Origin of the sequence: Rhodococcus sp. WY5, assembly GCF_018588185.1 — a bacterium.
GTDB classification, from domain to species: domain Bacteria; phylum Actinomycetota; class Actinomycetes; order Mycobacteriales; family Mycobacteriaceae; genus Rhodococcus_F; species Rhodococcus_F qingshengii.
In genome coordinates, this window is the sequence record NZ_JAAMPR010000001.1 from 5,990,617 (window position 1) to 6,008,969 (window position 18,353).

The following is an 18,353-nucleotide window of genomic DNA, read 5'->3' on the forward strand; positions in this document are numbered from 1 at the left end:
CAAGGGTTTCCTAGAGCGCGACACCGGGAACCTGCCACCGTTTCCCCATACCGAACACCCCCTCCAGCGACGCGAAACCGGTTCGAACTGTGGACAAGTGGTGTTCACTCACGGCTATCCACACCCCCGGGGTCACGGCTTCCTTTCCAGCGCCGGGCGCAGCAAGATCGATCGACATGGGGGAACAGACACATATCATCCGCAGGCCGGACCAACTGTCGATCGGTCGCACCGATGCCGAGATCCGACAGGCCTGCGCTAGTGGAACCTGGGCCAGAATCCATCGTGGTGCGTACGTGGACAGCGGCCACCTGTCCCGCCTCGACGCATACGGACGACATCGATTGCGGGCAGAGGCCGTGGCCTGCGCCGCTTCACCCGGTGCCACTGTCAGCCACGTCTCGGCTGCGGTTCTGCACGGTTTCGAACTCTGGAACACTCCGCTCGACGTCGTTCACCTGTCCCGGAACCGGCGAGGTGGTGGCCGAAAGTCCGCTCGACGTCATGTGCACTCGACATGGCTGGCGGACAACGAGATCACCGAAGTCGATGGGCTGCGCGTCACGACTCCGGCACGAACTGTTGCGGATCTCGCGAGGACACTCACTTTCGAACAGGCTCTCGTCGTGGGCAATTCAGCGTTGCACCGTTCAAGGTTGACCAAGGACGCGGTTGCAGCCTCGCTGGCACTCAGCCCGAACCATCCGCGCCATCGACATGCGCTCCACGCGCTCACCGCGATGGACTCCCGTATCGAAAGCGTCGGTGAATCACGGAGCCTCGCATTGTTCCTGCACGAACACCTGCCGCTCCCCGAACCCCAGGTCGACATCCACGACGCTCGAGGGTTTGCCGGCCGCGTCGACTTCCTGTGGCGTGAGCAGCGCACCATCGGAGAGTTCGACGGCCGCATCAAGTACGGCCGACTGGTGCCCGCCGGTCGCAGCCCCGAGGACGCGCTCTGGAACGAGAAGCTCCGCGAAGACCGACTCCGTGACGCAGGGTGGGAGGTCGCGAGGTGGACGTGGGCCGACCTGTCGACCCCGTCACTGGTGGCAAGCCGGATCCTGGCGGCCTTCGCGCGCAGCCACGGGGCCGTCAGCTACTGATCGCAGGCTTCCACAGCTCGAGCGTCGGAATGCCGGGTGGAGTGAATCCGAGCACCTGCCCGTAGAAGGACAGCTCGGCGTTGCGTGAGCTGATGATGGTCGACTGCTTGCGGAATCCGTGAGATTCACCCTCGTAGGCCAGGTACGCGTGCGGAATGCCCTTGGCCACCAGAGCATCCCGGAATCGCTCCGCCTGCGAGGGTGGCACGATCGGATCGTCGAGACCCTGGAGAAGCAACACCGGGCAGTTCAACCCGTCGACGTTGTTGAGTGGAGCACGTTCCGCGTACAGGTCGGCAGATTCCGGCAGCGGGCCGATCAAACCGTCGACGTAACGCGATTCGAAATCGTGAGTTTCCTGCACGAACAGGTCCAGTTCAGCCACGCCGAAATAGGAAGCACCACAAGCGAACACGTCGGACGTCGTCAGTGCGGCCAGAACGGTCCAACCACCGGCGGATCCGCCTTCGATGGCAAGGCGGGCCGGATCGGCAAGCCCCTGCTCGGCCAACCCGTTGACGGCGGTGACGACGTCCTGCACGTCGACGACACCCCACTGACCACGCAATCGATTACGGTACTCACGTCCGTAACCGGTCGACCCGCCGTAGTTCACGTCGACGACGCCGATTCCGCGGCTGGTGAAGAAGGCGTAGACGAGGTTGAGGGCCGGTGCGACGTGCGCCGTCGGCCCACCGTGAACAAACGCGACATACGGCGGCAGTTCATCGTCGGGCCCTTTGTATCGCGGACTGCGCGGCGGATAAGCAACGGCGTGAACTTCTCGCCCGTGTCCGTGAGCCACGACGGCTCGCGCTTCCGGAAGATAGGCAGACTCGGGCAATTCTTCGACCGACGAACGGATTTCGGTGAGTTCGCCGGTACCGAGGTCCAGTTCACGTAGCGCGCCCGCCAGTTTCGCGCCTCCCGAGATGAGCAGTAACCGATCTCCGCGAACCTGCATGAGGCCGATGCTGGTGACACCCGGGATCGTGATGTCGCGCAGTTCCCCCGACGCCGGGTCGAGTACCGCCAGCGTGTCGGTTCCGACGGTGCGTGCGGTGAGCAGGTGCCCGTTGCCGAGTTCGACGAACCAGCGCCCACCGAAGCGCCACTGCGGGCCACCGAAATCCGCGTTCACCGGGCAAATCGGGCTGATCTTGCCGCCGACGCGATAGATGTTCCACCAGCCGCTGCGATCGCTGATTGCGTAGAGTTCGTCGTCGGTGATCCACTCCGGCTGCAGGACGGACTCTTCAAGTCCGCCGATCAGCACGGAATACGCCTGAGCGACGCCGTCGACGAGTGGAGCTACCCGCAGTTCGGTACCGTCCCAGGGCATTTGCGGATGGTTCCATGCGATCCAGGCGATCTTGGTTCCACTCGGCGAAAGCCTCGGTGACGAGAGGAAGTCCGAGCCGCCGACGATCGAGCGGATGTTGCCGGAACCGTCCAGCGGAATCGCGCAGATATCGCGAGTGATCGCCCCGTCCTCCGCGTGCGCTTCCCGAACCGCCCACACCTCGCCGTTCACGATCTGCAGGTCTGCGTATCGCCACGCGGCCGGCGACGCCGGTTCGGGCGTCAACGCCCGTGGAGTGACTCCTTCGAGGATGTACACCCGTTGATCGGAGAATTCACTGAAGACCAGTTTTCCGGACTCGGTGACCGTCCAGGCGCCACCGCCGTACTCGTGAACCCTGGTACGCGCGTTCCACGGCGCGGGGAGGATGTCGACGGGTTGGTTGTCGAGACCAGATCGACGGATCGAGGTCCGACCACCCTCGGTCGGACGAAGTTCAGCCCACCAAATCTCGTCACCGACGTATCGTCCACCCTCGACAGGGTGCCCACCTGCAGCCAGATCAGCTGCTCCGATCGGAGAAGTCCACGATCCGTACGGGGCTGCAATCTGCTCGCTGGGGGTCATCGCTCGACAATAGCCAACGGGGCGTGCGACACGGTCCCCGACAATGCACTTGCACAGTGGTGGAATCATGTAACTCGTGAGCACACCAGAACCCGTCCGCCACCGTCAGCCGCAGCGCGAGCTGGAGCAGTCGTCGAAGCTCCAGAACGTCCTGTACGAAATCCGTGGACCGGTACACGCGCATGCCGCCCGGTTGGAGGCGGAAGGACACCGGATCCTCAAGCTCAACATCGGCAACCCGGCACCGTTCGGATTCGACGCCCCCGATGTGATCATGCGGGACATGATCGCCGCCCTGCCCTATGCACAGGGCTATTCGGAGTCGAAGGGCATTCTGTCGGCGCGGCGCGCAATCGTGACGCGTTACGAGCTGGTTCCCGGCTTCCCCGAGCTCGACGTCGACGACATCTACCTCGGCAACGGTGTTTCCGAACTGATCACGATGACCATGCAGGCCCTCCTCAACAACGGCGACGAGGTTCTGATCCCAGCACCGGACTACCCCCTGTGGACTGCGATGACGAGCTTGTCCGGAGGCACGCCCGTCCACTATCTCTGCGACGAGGCCAACGACTGGAATCCCGATATCGCCGATATCGAATCCAAGATCACCGACAAGACCAAGGCTCTCCTCGTCATCAACCCGAACAACCCCACGGGTGCGGTGTACTCGATGGAGGTTCTGCAGCAGTTGGTCGATCTGGCACGCAAGCATCAGCTTCTGCTGCTCGCCGACGAGATCTACGACAAGATCCTCTACGACGACGCCAAGCACATCTCGCTGGCAACACTTGCCCCTGATCTGCTGTGCCTGACGTTCAACGGCCTCTCGAAGGCCTACCGCGTCGCCGGCTACCGCTCCGGCTGGGTGGCGATCACGGGCCCGAAGGATCACGCGGCCGGCTTCCTCGAGGGACTCGATCTCTTGGCGTCGACCCGTCTGTGCCCCAACGTCCCCGGACAGCACGCCATTCAGGTCGCCCTCGGCGGTCACCAGAGCATCGAAGACCTGATCCTGCCCGGCGGCCGCCTGCTCGAGCAGCGCGACGTCGCTTGGGAGCGATTGAACATGATTCCGGGCGTTTCGTGTGTGAAGCCTCGCGGCGCGCTCTACGCGTTCCCTCGTCTGGATCCGAACGTCTACGAGATCCACGACGACGAGAAATTGGTTCAGGACCTGCTTCTCCAGGAGAAGATCCTGATGGTTCAAGGCACCGGGTTCAATTGGCCGAATCACGATCACCTTCGGATCGTCACCCTTCCGTGGGCCCGAGATCTCGCCGTGGCCATCGAGCGATTCGGCAACTTCCTCACCAGTTACAAACAGTAGATTCTCACGCTGAATCCGGCTGAAATCGAGTAAACAATTCGTTGTACAAATGCCCCGTAAACGTAAAACTGCGGGGCATTTGTGCGACCTTGGTCACATTTTTCGCAAACCATGCGGTTTGATTGACTCTTTAACTATTTAGTGACCTGCCCCGATGTGAAAACGGTCCAACCGGTACGTGATTCGTTGTGAAATTGGTAGTTGGACAACGCGCCAAATCGGTTTGAAATTGGGTACATTAGTTAGCAGCACTTCGGTGCCGCGAGCACCTGGTATCCCTCCCCCCCCTGTGGATACCAGGTTGGTGGCGGGGACAACCCCCCCTGTTCCCCGCCACCCAGCTCGACCAATCCCAGTTTCACAACCCCTCATCGGTAGCACCGGTTTTCGCCGACTCTGCCTTGCGGCGACACTGCCTTTCACCGACACTGCCGTCAGAAGCTGACCATTCGCTTCGGAGCCGATAACATTGCACCGGTGCAAATCCCCAGTCCGACACTCAGTTTCCGATGAGTCACGGCCATGGCCACGGTGGCCCCATTCAGATCGGCCCCACCGCATCACGCGTCGTCATCGGGTTGCTCGTCGTCATCGGCATGGTCGTCGTCGCGGCAGCTGTCGCACTGTGGCCGGACAAGAACACCATTCCCGTCCCACTCCCCTTCCAGAATGCCGACGGCAGCTCGGTGGAAACCGAGGCGGGCACCGTCACGATGCAGGATCTCGGCGACTGCGGAAGTTCCTCCGCCGGAAGGGTATTCGTCGGTGCCCCGCAACCGCCGCCTACCTCCGCCTACCAGTGCCAGCGAAGTATCGTCGATATCGAATCCGGGCCGAATGCCGGAACGAAGACATTGCTCGAGGTCATTCCGGGCGCCGGTCAGCCGGACCTTCGCGTGGGTGACCACATTCGGCTGGTGCGTCAGACCGACCCGAACGGAAACACGCAGTACTCCTTCGAAGACTATTCGCGTGGGCTCCCGCTGGCGTTGATCGTCATCGCGTTCGCCGTCGTCATCATCGCAGTCGCACGGTGGAGAGGGCTGCGCGCACTCGTCGGCCTGGTGATCGCCTTCGGCGTAGTCGTCGGGTTTCTCCTACCCGCTCTGCTCGACGGCAAGCCTGCGATACCGGTTGCGCTGGTCGCCGGGGCGGTGATCTTGTACGCGGTTCTCTATCTGGCGCACGGGGTCTCACTCAAGACCAGTTCTGCTTTGCTCGGCACCCTTGCCGCCATGGTGCTCGCCGCGGTTCTCTCCTACCTCTGCATTGAACTGACACACCTCACCGGTTTGTCTGAAGAGCAGAACACCAATGTTCAGACCTATATCGAGCACATAGACATTACCGGCCTGCTGCTGGCGGGCTTCATCATCGGCTCGCTCGGCGTTCTCAACGACGTCACCATCACCCAGGCATCCTCGGCATTCGAGTTGGCCGAACTCGACAAGCATGCGTCCCGTCGAAAAGTCTTCGGCGGTGCGATGCGGGTCGGACGTGATCACATCGCCAGCACGGTCTACACCTTGGTTCTCGCGTACGCGGGTGGGGCGCTGCCACTGCTACTGCTCTTCAGCGTCAGCGGGCGCCCTCTTCAGGACGTCCTGGTCGGTGACGCCGTCGCAATCGAGATCGTAAGGTCCGCTGTCGGCGGAATAGCCCTGGCGCTTTCGGTTCCACTCACCACTGCCATCGCCGTGATTCTCGCCCGTCCGCCCGGTAGCGCGGTCAAGGCCGGCCCCACGTCAGGTGGCCGACACTCCAAGCGTTGACACCAGCTGTTCAGCGAAGCAGACGGGAAAGTATGCTCCCACGACGCTTGAACCTGACGCAGTCACAGAGGGCGCAGTCGGTTCCCGCACGATGATGGCTGTGTGCCACCTCTGCATGACCGCATGCACATACTTCGCCCTCGCCATTAGCCACGGCGCCATCGTACTGGACTGCACAAACCCGACCAGTCGGTCGCATCAGGCAAATCGCTCGCACATGGAGTTTCACAATTTATTCGCGCTATCACCCGCCTTGAAGTGCAACGATTCTCAATAGAGCAATTTTGACCGACCCGTCGACATGCACAAGTTAACTACTGGCAAGTAGCATCGGAAGATCGACTTCCGAAAGTGGACATGACGCACTCATCACCGGTCACAACCGTGGCATCACCAGAAACGCCAGCTACAGACAAGCGCAAGTTCGAGTACGACTCGATCGCCGTGCTGATCTCGGGCGCCGTCACGGCAGTACTCGGGCTGGTGTTCTGGGCAGTCACAGCTCGGATGTATCCGGTCGACGTTGTCGGCCGGGCATCTGCGGTGATCAATTCGGCGGTGGTACTGTCCACTCTGTCTACGTTGAGCCTCGGATCGATGTACGAGCGATTCCTACCTTTGGCAGGAAGCCGTGCCGGCGCACTGGTGGCGCGCGGATATCTCCTCGTAGCGCTCCTCGCGACAATCCTCGCCACCGCACTGTTGATGTTCGGTCCACGTGAAAAACTGTTCTCCTCGGGGTGGGCCATGCTCTCGTATGTAGGGCTCGTCGTTACCCTCGCGCTGTTCGCCCTCGAAGACCAGACCACCAACGGTCTTCGAGTTGCGAGGTGGTCAGCCGCGAAGAACATCGTTCATGCCATCGCCAAACTAGCTCTTGTCGCGTCACTGGCATTCACAGCGCATGAACTTGCTGTCGTCGGAGCCTGGGGTGGGTCGGCGGCGATCGCGGCCCTGGTCCTCGGTGTTGCGATACGTCGGAAACTGCGCACGCGAGGTGAGTCCGCGGCCCAACCGGCACTTCCCCCTGCACGTGAACTGTGGTCGTACTTCGGCCACTCGTACGGCCTCATGACGCTCGGTTCCCTTGCCCCGCTTGCAGTGCCGCTCGTTGTCATTTCACTTCTCGGCGCGGAGGAGAATGCATACTTCGCGATAACCTGGGCATTGGTGAGCGCCCTGTTCGTACTCTTCTACATGCTCATGGGCCCATTCGTCTCAGAGGCGAGCGCCTTTCCGACGCAGATACAGTCACTGACCCGTCGATTCATCGCACTACTGTCCGGACTCGCCGTTCTCGGTGCAATCTTTCTCGCACTCGTGGCACCGGTTGCGCTGGGATCCGTCGGCGATCACTATCGGACAGAAGGCACGACCCTACTTCGCTTGTCTGCGATCATCATTCCGATATCCGCACTCGTCGTTCTACACAACGCACTCGCCAGGGTGTACCAAAGAATGGGCTCGGCTGTTGTTGCGCAAGTACTCAACACCATCGTGGTCATCGCCGGATCAATTGTCCTGACACCTCACGTCGGCATAGCCGGTGTCGGCTGGTCCTACCTCGCGGCCGAAATTCTCTCCGCAGCAATTGTTTCGGTTCCACTGGCCGGAATGTTGCGACGCGCCGCACGTACTCCGACTCAAATCGAATCCAACGAATCGACGGTCGATCACCAGCCGGGGGCATAGACGCTCACCCAATCGATTTCGACGTTCGAGACCGCAGGCGTACCCGCAGATGGACAGGACCCCACTCCCCACGCCACTTTCCGCGCGCAGGCCCCGGACTCGGTTTGCAGTCCGAGCCACATCGGCGTCGCCGGAACCTTGGTTGCAGATTCGAACGTAGTCCACACGCGACCGTTGAGAGTGCCGCGAACAATTCCTGGCCCCCACTCCACTCCCACCGTATTCCAGTTGCTGAAGTCGCCTGTGATGTCTGCTTGCCCCTGACCGAATCCATCTGTCGGTGTATTCCAGTGTACGAACGCCGACATCGACTTCCGGTTTCCGTCAACAGTTTCCGCAATGTCGATCTCGGGGGGCCATATTTCATTCTTCGGCCACAACAGAAGATGGAAGCTGATCTCGTCGGACTTGTCTGCTCTAAATCTCATTTCCCATTTGCCATACTGCTGCGCGCGGGTGAAGTTGGAAACCCCACCCGTGAGCCATCGACCATCTACTTGTTGCGCACGAAGCTGCAACTTGCCACCGTCGAGGCGAACCATCGACGGATCCCACCAGCTCGCCGAATTGCCACCTGGTGCACCATAGTAAGGACCCCAGTCCCCGCCCAGCGAACACCGGTCGAAGTTGTCGATGAAGATCTGGCGCCACTTCGGCCAGGTCGAAATATTCCCGACCGGAGCAGGTTTGGTACCGGAGCTCGCTACCGAAGAACACAGCGGAGCTGCGCTCACAGTTGCCTGCGGCACTATTCCCACAAGAACAGACAGAAGAAGAAGATTGAGCCAACCGAAGAACCGCTTCGAAACACGCTGCCGTGGATTTACCATCATGCCACCGTCTAGTCGCAGTGAATGTTCATCTGCTACCAGAGCATAACGCACCAATTGGGACTAAAGGTATAAATTTTCAGCGACAATTAATCCACAGCTACTACCGACGTGGAGTCAGTTCGATCAGTTCGAGATCAGTACTTCCCGCAGACTCGACAGCTGCCAGAGCCGCGAAATCGGGCGAGTAGACGCTGACCCAATCGATATCGATGTCAGCGATTGCCGGCGACCCCGAAACCGGGCAATCCCCCGTTCCCCACTCCCTCTGCTTGTCACATGCCCCGGCTTGCGCCTGAATCCCCAACCACATGGAAGTCGATGGAACAAAAGATGATTCGAATTCAGCCCACTCACTATCGTCGACAAGGTATCGAACAATTCCCGGGCCCCACTCCACACCGACGGTATGCCATTCGTCGAATCGACCAGTTGTGTCCGCTTGTGCGAAGTGATGCTCACCTTCGTCGGACCAATGAATGAAAGATGACATCGACTCACGTCGACCCGACACACTTTCCGCGATGTCGATCTCTGGCGGCCATACCTCGTCTCGCGGCCACAGCAACACATGATAGCTGATCTCGTCCGATACCCCCGCCCGCAGACGAACCATCCATTTCCCATAAGTTTGCGACACTGCACTGTTAGAAACACCGCCAGTGACCCACTGGTCGCCATCCTGCTGCGCACGCAGGCGCAAAACCCCCTCGGTGACACTGACTTGCTCAGGCTCCCAACAACTGTGAGGATCACCCCCAGGTTGGCCGCTGTACGCCCCCCACATTTCTCCCAGCTCGCAGCGATCGAAGTTGTCCACGAATACTTGCGTCCACCCGCGCAGATCCCCTGTCGGCGCATTCGTGGTGCCTGGCGCGCTCGGTCCTTCTTCACATGCGTCGGTTGGCACGTCACCCGTGACCGAACACCCCACTGACAAGCACAAAGCGACAACTCCACCGAGGGCCGTTATTTTGTTGAACAACAATGTGTTTCACTCCTGACTCGAGATCAGCGCGATCTGGTCGAATCGTAAGAACACCACGGCGACTGCACACAGGACCAGGACGACCCCGAGAACGGTAAGAGCTCTCGCAGCCTTCCCACGGCCGATGGTGCCGAGGTCCGGCACCTGCCGTTCCCGCGTCACCGTAATCAGAGTGAGCACAACGAACAACAATCCGAAGATGCATGCTCCCAACAGATTTGTCATCGCTGTTCCAGGTCGATCTCGGGGGCACCAGCGCGACGCAGCACGGTGACATCGGCATTCTCGACGACGATCTCGAAATTGCCGGACGCGAGCATATCGGCGATGGCATCGTCGAACATTCCCGCAGGGTATCCGTATTGAAGGGATATCTGGGAGGAAGCCTGCTGCGCAACGAATACGTAGTCCGGATCTCGATCAGCGACACATGTATCGAAGTTGTCCAGGCAATCGATCGAATCAACTTGAGAAACCGTCACTCCGGTGAGAATTCGCGGGGAGACCAGTTGCGCGGACGGTCCCCACGCCATGATCGTGGCACCGTCCGGTGCTGACGCGAGGAGTGCATCACCAATCCGGATCTGATAAGGCGACGAGTGCTCGAATGAGGTGTTCAACCCTCGAGTAGCGGTGAGAATGACGGAGAGAACGAGAATCGACAGCGACGCCATGACAACACGCGGTATACGCCCGCCACGCCGTCGTCTCGAATTCATCAGAACGTTCCGAAGCGCAGCGGCACTACGCACAATTGTCACGGCGCCAAGTGGAGCCAGGATCGGAGCTGCCATGACAAAACACCGAATGACCACTTCGCCGCCGTAACTCTGTACTGCCACCAATCCGAAGGGAACCACACACAGCACTCCCGACATCAACCACGTCTTTCGTCCACGTGTCAGAACCCAGCCGAGGAACCCGAGCAATCCCATGAAACCTGTAGCTGCGAGCCGCAGATATTGCATTGCTTGGTAGGTCGGCCCGGAGCCGATGCGTTTGCTGACACCGCCTTGCACCGCGCCGCTCACCTGCCCGACATCCGACAGCAACGCCTGAAGGTGGCCTTTCCAGTAGTCGACTGCGCCGTAGCTGAACCAGACGAGAAAGAGCGCGCCGGCGGCCACCCACAACAACCGATAGCGAGTCGATCCCGTCAGCGTGAACATCAACAGTGCACCGACCATCACCATCGGCGTCAACTGGTGTGTCACAACCATCGCCGCCAGAATCACAACCAGAATCGCCTCTACGGCGAGGGTCTGCGCCGAACTCTGTCCAGGCACACGCCCCGGAGTGCGACGAGATGCGCCGACAGTTCTCGCCACCAACCCTCCCTCGACCACGGGGAGTGGAGCACGACGCAGTTGCCACAAGAGCACTGCAATCACGCTGGTGTAGAACATCATTGCGGTTGGTTGTGGCGCAAAGTAGTCCTGTTGGTACCAGTTGAAAAGCAAATAGACAAACACGCCCAGCCATGCCACACGTCGACTCCGTGATATCGACAACCCGATCGAGTAGATCGGCAACGCGATCATCGCGTTGAAGAACACGGGTGCCCAGATGAAAATGGCGGTGAAATCGGTAATCCCGTAGGCGGTACTCATTTGGGCGCTCCCGGAGAAGAATCCAGCCCAACTGAAGCGCGCGTCGGAGGGTGGTGGAAGTTCTCCGAAATGGACGAGTATCTCGATGAGACCACGATGTACGTAAGCTGTGGGGATTGATGTCACCCCGTCTGCAAGGCTTACCAGCAAAGTCGTGAATGTGATCAAAGTCAGTGCTGCGACAGTCAGCACTACTGCGTCGAGTCTGCGCGAAGTCAGTGCGATCCCGGCTACGAGTGAGACCAGGAAAAGCGCAACGTAGTACGCCCACCCGATTTCTGGAATGATTCCTGCGGCGCCTGCGGCAGCGGTGTCCAGAGTTCGAACTGCCACCGCGAAGAAGAGCACTGCAACCGTGATCGTCACACCGGCGAGCATTCGCCGACGCCCTACCCGCGGCGGTCCGATCTCTCGATAGGGCATAACCTTCCACGCCACCGCACAGGAGAGGAGGGACAGCCCGCACAGCACTGTCTGAATCAAGGTCGGATGAAATGCGCCGATAACGAACTGAGACTGCGCAACAATGATGTTGACCGAGAGTGAGAGGCTTATCCCCACTGCCGTCGTGATCACTGGATCCGGAATGCGAACCATGAGTGCAATAGGCACACCAGGAACCAGAACCGTCGTCGCGACCCCGATCAACACGCGCAGTGAGAATGGAACTCCCTCCCCTCCATCGCGGCGAACAAGCAACGCGAGAATCAGCGCGGTACAGGTCAATACAGCGATTGCGATGAGGACGACATGATCGAGTCCCAGTTGTGCGGTGCGAGTGGTTCCGCCGTCATCGAGGTCACCTCGATGACGACCTCGCTTCGTTTCCGCGTCCCCCTTAGTCGACGCCTGTCCGACGATCATCGGGACAACTGATCCGCCTGCGCCCGCCTACGACGCAGGCGTAGCTTGCTGGAAGCGTACAGATAGGGGCCGGCCAGATACCCGGCCAGTTCCACTCGCTTGAGATCGCCGGGCATCGTTGTACTTCTGTCACCGAAACGCGCAGTGTCGGGAACGAGAAGCATGCGCACACCTCGGGGCACGACCTTCAACAAACCCAGAGCAGTCCGGTCGCCGCCCGAAATGATCTTGACCAAAACCGCGGACATTCCCGTTCCGTAGCCGTACATCTGGTCCCGCAACTCCGCGACACTCGCGCGGTGATGGTGTCCTACTGTTGCCTCGGGGGCGTAAACCAGCGTCGCTCCAGCAAGAACTACCCGCCGAAACAGGTCGAGGTCTTCGCCTCCGAGCGTCGGTGTTCCGGGTCCGAGTGCCTCGTCGAACCCGCCGAGACGTCGGATGCTTTCGGTGCGGAAGGCCATGTTGTTGCCGCTACCGAGTTCGCCTGCCGTGTAGGGGAAAAGCGGTGAAGTCCCCCGCTGACCCAATCCGATCGAAGCAATTTTCGGCGTCTCCATCGCCCACAAGGTCGTGGTATCGCCCTTGTCGAATATGCCCACTTCCTCGAACCACCGTTGTTCGGCGGTGTCGATGCCAATTCCCACAACGCGACCGGTCACCGCAGCAACCTCGTGGGAGGCGTCGAGCACGAAGACGTCCAAAATCTTCTCGATCCACAATGGGTCGGGCTCCGCGTCGTCGTCGGTGAAGGCCACGATTCGCCCGTTCGCGTGGTGAAGTCCGAGATTACGCGCGGCAGAAGCACCTTTGACTGGTTGTCTCAGTATCACGCAACGCTCGTCGTCCATCGCCGACAGGACCTGGTCCACGCGATCGGTATCAGGTTTGTTGTCGACCACCAGAATTTGCAGATTGTGGTGGCTCTGACCCAACAGAGCGTCCAGTGTCCGAGCGAGCGAATCACGGCCGACGGTGGCCACGACCACAGACACCAGTTCATCGGCGTTTATGTCGTCGCAGTCGTCAACCAGGTGCTCTCCACCGAATACGGTTCTCGCCGAAAGGAACCCGAGCAAGGTGGCAAGGAACCCGAAAATCAGAGCTGCCGCGCGGGCTGGCGCGAAGCGATCGCCTCGAATCGAATCCTTGGCTGCGGTGAAGATTCCACTGCTCAAGACACCGACGACGTACGCCCGTTCGTTGGACAACCCGTCCGCGCTCCCCACCGCTTGGGTGAGAATTCGCTTGGACCGACCTTCGTAGAAACAACGTCGACGAAAATAGCGAAACTGCTGGCGGTCGGCAGGAACAAAATGATCGACTGCGAAATCACAGACTCGCAGTATCTTGGCAGTGCGATCCCGCTGGCGGATCTTGATTCCCATCAGCGTCTCCTCACAACCGACCGGCAACGTGCCGACCCGCCCGAGTTCGCTCGAGAACCCGCCGATGGACTCGAGCGCGGTGCGCCGAACCGCCATACATGCGCCGATCGGATTGCGAATCTGTTCTCCGTCTGGTGGGAGGCCGCGGTAGTCGCAGCCGACGACCCAGCCGTATTCCTCCGGAAACCACCGAGCCTTAGACCCCTCGTACCGTGCGTGCACTGCCCCTCCGACTGCCGCAATCGTGGGATCTGCACTCATCGTTGCTCGGATCGCGTCGATCCCGCCAGTTCGGAGGATCGCATCGTCGTCGAGAAATGCCACCAGATGACCGTTGCCTGCACTGATTCCGCAGTTTCTCGCGCCGGACAAGCCCTGCTCGGCAGTGTTGGGCACCACCCGGACCCCCGTTGGTACGTGTGCACGAACATGAGCAAGCATGGACTCGTTGTGATCGATGACAACAACGACCTCGTCGCCTGGGCCGTTTGCCTGGACAGTGGCGGCATCAACCGCAGCGAGCAGCATCTCGAGCCGACTCATGCTGTACGCGCAGATCACCACGGATACCGAACATGTTGTCTTGTCGAGGAATTCGACCTTCGAAACCGGCGACGAAGACATGATCACCCCTGCCCGTTCGAATCGAACCTCGATATTCGCCTCCGCCGTCCTGCGTCACGGAGCAGAGCTCTGTACGTCGTGGCGAACGAATCTGCTCGTCGCTCGATGGACAGGTCGTCTCTGGACCGGCCCAACGCCTCGGCGGCGATTCGGGTGCATAGTGCGGGATCGCTGAGAAGCCGTTGTGCGGCAACGGTCAAAGAATCGACGTCCCCTGTCCGGAAGACCACGCCGGTGCTGTTGTCGTGAACGAAGTCGCGCAATCCTCCACTGTCACTGGCTATCACCGGGACTCCGGAGGCTTGAGCTTCCAACGCGATCAGCCCGAAAGGCTCGTCGCGAGACGGGCACGCGAGGACGTCGACGGCACGCAGAATCGACGGAATGTCATTTCTGGGCGACAGGAACCGATGGGCGCCCGGCATCGATGCCCGCGCCAAGGTGTGCAACGCGTCGACAAATGCAGCGTCATTCTTGGCCGGTGCGCCGACAACAGCCAGATGTACGTCAACTCCCGATCGACGCAACGACCCCAGTGCCTCGATCAACTCGCCGATGCCCTTCTCTCTGTCCAACCTCCCCACCACCGCCACGAGCAATGCTCGGGGATCTGCTGACAGCTCGGCGCGAATCGATGGATCGGCCACTCCCGGACTAAATCGAACAGAGTCGACACCTTGATGGACGACCCGGGTCTTCCTCCGTGCCAGCGGGCCCAACTGCTCGAATACAGCCTCGCTCACGGCGACTGCTGCGTTTGCGGTGGACACCGCACTACTCATCACCAGCCGCCCACCACCTGGGGGCACGATGTCGTGCAACTCGAGCAACGACGGCCTTCCTGCTAGTCGCGCGGCGAGCACGACGTCCACGTGAGTCATCAAGTCGTTCGAATGGACGACATCGAAGGAACGAACCTTCCCGATCAAAGCCTTGACCGCGCGCATACTTTTCGGGACTTGCGAGAAAAAGTCATACTTGGAGTTGAAGCCTTCCCCGCTTGTCGGACGCAATCCAACTCGTTTGGGAATTTCCAGCGGAACATATTCAAGGTTCGATTCTGTCCACCAGCGCCGGGTCGGGGTATCTCCGGACGGGCCTGCCAGCGACAATTGAATACCTTCCGAGGCAAGAACGAGAGCTAGATTTCGGAAGCTGTGATCGGTTCCGCCGACATTCTCCGAAAGCGTCACTCCAAGCACTTTGATAACCTCGCTACGCGTCACTGAATTAGCATACCAAGAAAGAATCACGCGCCATGAGGACACAATTTCCGAAATGTCGCATATCTCCCCACTTTCTACTATTAGAAAGGCCTCACCGTGCGAAATGAGATTCAGCCCACGCGCTACAAAGTTACCGATCTCGACGTTGCCATGGTTGAAAACTGGACATTAGTCGCAATGGGGCCAATCGACCATGGAGGTGTGGAAGGAGTTCGCGCTGCGCTCCGCACGATCGCGTCCGCGGGCCCACACGCGCGAGTCGGACTGATCCCGAGCAGTCGAACTCGGAATTGGGTGTTCGAACCGGACTCACTGCAGCGCGGCGTGCACGAAATCCCTGCTGTTCACACACAAGACCTACCTGCCACCCTCGCCGCTGCGGTCCGCCTGGCCGACGTGTCGCTGCCTATTGCGGTGACGGTCTGCGGCCGATACCTGATCGTGCGACTTGCACACGGAGTGGGAGACGGCCAGACCACAGTCAATCTCACGCGCGCGCTCGCTGACCCTGCGACGCGTACCGGCAAAGTCCCACAATGGTGCACTGCGCTACAACCGACACGATTCCCTCTGACGGCTGCCTCCTGGAATCTTTATGCGTCGAGCCCCGGCAAGCTTCTCCGCAGCGTGACCGCAGGGAGACCGAAAGAGGTTTCTTCACAACCAATTACAGCGAAGTGGCAACCTTCCCATCACGTCGGATTCGCAACATCGTCACCCACTGCGCTTGGCGATCTCGCGGCTTGGAGGAAAGCAAACGCCGTTCCCGCGTCGTTGTCGTCGATCTTCTTCGCCTCCATAGTGCGCGCACTTCGAGAGGAAGGTATCAAGGTGGACAACACCGTAAAGGTCCTGTTCGACGCCAGGCGGTACCTCCCCGAGAACCACCGGACGCTCTCCAACTTCGCGGCAGGCCTGGACTTGTCATTCGACGATGCGGGCTCACCTGCATCCGTCGGGGACGGTATCTCCGCCGCGGCCGATTCGGGTCGACCGCTGCTCAATCTCGCCGCCACTTCAGTAAAGTCCCGACTCGGTCGCATTACGCGCAGGCCGGTGGGAGACGCTGTGACGAGCGCTCCGGCACACCCTCGTGCGCGCATCGCTTACAGCGATATGTCAGGCGCTCCGCAGTTCAAGAATTTTCCATTGACCGGCACCCCGAAAGAATCTGTCTATATCGCGACCTTGTTACCTGAAAGTCCCGAACATATCGTGATTGCAGTCGGACGACTGGGAACCTTGAACAATGTCTCATTTTCGTTTCACGACAATGTATTCGACGCCGAAAGAATCGGATCCGCATTCGAGAATGCATGCAAAAATCCACTGAAGTTCTTCAGAGAAGGAATCGCTGAATGATCCACTCGGACTACAACGAAGAATTCGTCACAAACAAAGGAAACGGCAAATCCTCGCACATTATCGAGCTGTTCGCCAGATACGCGTGGATTTCGACACTCCTGTTTTTTGTGTGTGAATTCTTGACCGCGTGGAGCTGGCGAGGAAACTACTCGCGCCGCAATCAATTCGTAAGCGAACTAGGTGTTCGTGTCTGCGACAGTCGTGCGGGCGTGTGCAGTTGGTACTGGTTGATGAACATTTCTTTCGTGACCACTGCACTGGGAATATCTGTCGGCACACTATTGTGGTGGAAGTCGCGAGTCGTATCGCCTACAGAAGGCTCCTTTCTACTCGTGTCGGCAAGCGGTTTGATCCTGATCGCCGTGTCGTCCCTCGACCGCGGATCGATCCTCCATGGAATCGGTGCAAACATGTATTTCGTCTTGGCCAACACCGCCGTGATCATGATCGCGACCTCGTCCCGGACGCTCCGCAGACCGTCCCCAGCAAAATGGGTCGCCCTCGCAGCCGGAGTACTCGGACTGAGCGCCTACTTCATCCACACAGTCGGCGGTCTCGGCATGCTCGGGATGGGCACGATCCAAAGGTTCACGGTGTACCCCTCACTGATCGGCCTGATCGCGCTGGCGACGGTCCTGGGCTCCGAACCGGCAACCAGACGCGAACAGGAACCGATTTAATGTGCGCTCCAACCTGCTTCAGCTGACGATCGACTCAGGCAACGTCAATTTTTGCGGGTCGAGAGGGATGGAACGACGCGAGGTGGCGCCCCTGCGCGCGCTGCGTCGGCGGCGCCACTCCATCCCGATGATACGCAGCACGCGCATTCCGTCAGAGAAGGCATTGAGGTTGCTGACACCGTGAATTCGATCGGCCTCGAAGCTTCCGACTTCCGCAATTCCCAATCCGGCGGCAGCTACACGAACATTGATCAACGTCTCGATCTCGAATCCGTCACCCCACTGAGCTGCAGCAATGCCTGTATCCGGGAGCTGCATGACGTCGAGTGCATTGCGCCAGAACGCGTTGTACCCATAGCAAAGGTCTGTGAAATGCGTACGAAAGAGGATATTCACCAGGGAATTCAGGCCGTAGTTGCCTAGCCGCCGCAACTTTGTGATGTCCGAACTTCCACCCCCTGCGATAAATCGCGAACCCTTGGCGAAGTCGGCCCCATCCACGAGTGCCTGCACGAAGAGCGGAATCTCGCCGGGGTTGGTGGACCCGTCGGCATCGATCATGACAATTATGTCGCCGGTCGCCGCCTCGAACCCGCACGCCAGGGCGTTTCCTTTTCCTTTGCGCGTTTGTGTGATCACCGTGGCGTCGGGCCACAACATCGTGGCGACCTCGACGGTGTCGTCAACCGAATTTCCATCGACGAACACGATCTCGTCGATTCCCTTCGGCATCTGAGCAGCCACGTGAGGCAGATTCTTCGCCTCGTTCATCGCCGGCACGATCACCGTGACACGGGGGCGCATCGTCGCCGAACGCATACGCTCGTCTGCCGCAGGGGCGTCGTTGTCCATGATGTGCTTCCTTCGGTCGTGTGCCTCACAGTGATGCTCAATCGATACAGATTCATCGAATCGCTACCAATCAGCAAATCGAAACCTACACGA

14 protein-coding genes are annotated in these 18,353 nt (G+C 59.9%); 6 read left to right on the forward strand and 8 right to left on the reverse strand.

Translation table 11 applies throughout. From position 1 onward, the window contains the following. Positions 1–176 precede the first annotated feature (176 nt). Positions 177–1,109: a hypothetical protein gene (locus G4D79_RS27620; protein WP_042452245.1), complete on the forward strand. Its 933-nt coding sequence runs from the start codon at positions 177–179 to the stop codon at positions 1,107–1,109. Here G4D79_RS27620 and G4D79_RS27625 read toward each other — a convergent pair. Beyond that, entirely contained in the window at positions 1,099–3,039 is a 1,941-nt protein-coding gene (locus G4D79_RS27625; protein WP_058227559.1) for a prolyl oligopeptidase family serine peptidase, read from the reverse strand. The genes G4D79_RS27620 and G4D79_RS27625 overlap by 11 nt on opposite strands. A gap of 76 nt (positions 3,040–3,115) precedes the next feature. Between G4D79_RS27625 and G4D79_RS27630 the strand changes: the two genes are divergently transcribed. From G4D79_RS27630 to G4D79_RS27640, 3 genes are all read left to right on the forward strand, one after another. Then, positions 3,116–4,369: a pyridoxal phosphate-dependent aminotransferase gene (locus tag G4D79_RS27630; RefSeq protein ID WP_003943683.1), complete on the forward strand. Its 1,254-nt coding sequence runs from the start codon at positions 3,116–3,118 to the stop codon at positions 4,367–4,369. Between the two features lie 509 nt (positions 4,370–4,878). Next, a complete protein-coding gene (locus G4D79_RS27635; protein WP_003943628.1) occupies positions 4,879–6,141 on the forward strand; it encodes a YibE/F family protein in 1,263 nt (420 codons plus the stop codon). A 384-nt stretch (positions 6,142–6,525) separates the two neighbouring features. Continuing rightward, a complete protein-coding gene (locus G4D79_RS27640; RefSeq protein ID WP_308252610.1) occupies positions 6,526–7,833 on the forward strand; it encodes a lipopolysaccharide biosynthesis protein in 1,308 nt (435 codons plus the stop codon). Here the strand turns inward: G4D79_RS27640 and G4D79_RS27645 are convergent. The 6 genes from G4D79_RS27645 to G4D79_RS27670 all read right to left on the reverse strand — a co-directional run bounded on the left by G4D79_RS27645 (position 7,815) and on the right by G4D79_RS27670 (position 15,405). Next, positions 7,815–8,663, reverse strand: a complete 849-nt coding sequence (locus G4D79_RS27645; RefSeq protein WP_214514601.1) for a glycoside hydrolase family 16 protein — start codon at positions 8,661–8,663, stop codon at positions 7,815–7,817. The genes G4D79_RS27640 and G4D79_RS27645 overlap by 19 nt on opposite strands. 103 nt (positions 8,664–8,766) lie before the next feature. Beyond that, positions 8,767–9,450: a glycoside hydrolase family 16 protein gene (locus G4D79_RS27650; protein WP_250888026.1), complete on the reverse strand. Its 684-nt coding sequence runs from the start codon at positions 9,448–9,450 to the stop codon at positions 8,767–8,769. A gap of 207 nt (positions 9,451–9,657) precedes the next feature. Beyond that, entirely contained in the window at positions 9,658–9,876 is a 219-nt protein-coding gene (locus tag G4D79_RS27655) for a hypothetical protein (protein WP_007726658.1), read from the reverse strand. Continuing rightward, positions 9,873–12,125, reverse strand: a complete 2,253-nt coding sequence (locus G4D79_RS27660) for a serine/threonine protein kinase (protein WP_214514603.1) — start codon at positions 12,123–12,125, stop codon at positions 9,873–9,875. Before G4D79_RS27660 ends, G4D79_RS27655 begins: the two co-directional genes overlap by 4 nt. Next, positions 12,122–14,137 (reverse strand): glycosyltransferase family 2 protein, encoded by a 2,016-nt coding sequence (locus tag G4D79_RS27665; RefSeq protein ID WP_047269050.1) that lies wholly within the window; start codon positions 14,135–14,137, stop codon positions 12,122–12,124. Before G4D79_RS27665 ends, G4D79_RS27660 begins: the two co-directional genes overlap by 4 nt. 2 nt (positions 14,138–14,139) lie before the next feature. Next, positions 14,140–15,405 carry a glycosyltransferase family 4 protein gene (locus G4D79_RS27670; RefSeq protein WP_308252611.1) on the reverse strand — a complete coding sequence of 422 codons (1,266 nt, stop codon included), beginning with the start codon at positions 15,403–15,405 and terminating at the stop codon, positions 14,140–14,142. 159 nt (positions 15,406–15,564) lie between these two features. Here G4D79_RS27670 and G4D79_RS27675 point away from each other — a divergent pair, with 159 nt between their 5' ends. After that, positions 15,565–16,725: a hypothetical protein gene (locus G4D79_RS27675; protein ID WP_007726654.1), complete on the forward strand. Its 1,161-nt coding sequence runs from the start codon at positions 15,565–15,567 to the stop codon at positions 16,723–16,725. Next, positions 16,722–17,408, forward strand: coding sequence for a DUF998 domain-containing protein (locus G4D79_RS27680; RefSeq protein WP_214514605.1), 687 nt, complete (start codon positions 16,722–16,724; stop codon positions 17,406–17,408). The genes G4D79_RS27675 and G4D79_RS27680 overlap by 4 nt, the downstream gene beginning before the upstream one ends. A gap of 18 nt (positions 17,409–17,426) precedes the next feature. Here the strand turns inward: G4D79_RS27680 and G4D79_RS27685 are convergent, their stop codons facing one another. Further along, a complete protein-coding gene (locus G4D79_RS27685) occupies positions 17,427–18,260 on the reverse strand; it encodes a glycosyltransferase family 2 protein (protein WP_054826884.1) in 834 nt (277 codons plus the stop codon). Between the last annotated feature and the right edge of the window lie 93 nt (positions 18,261–18,353).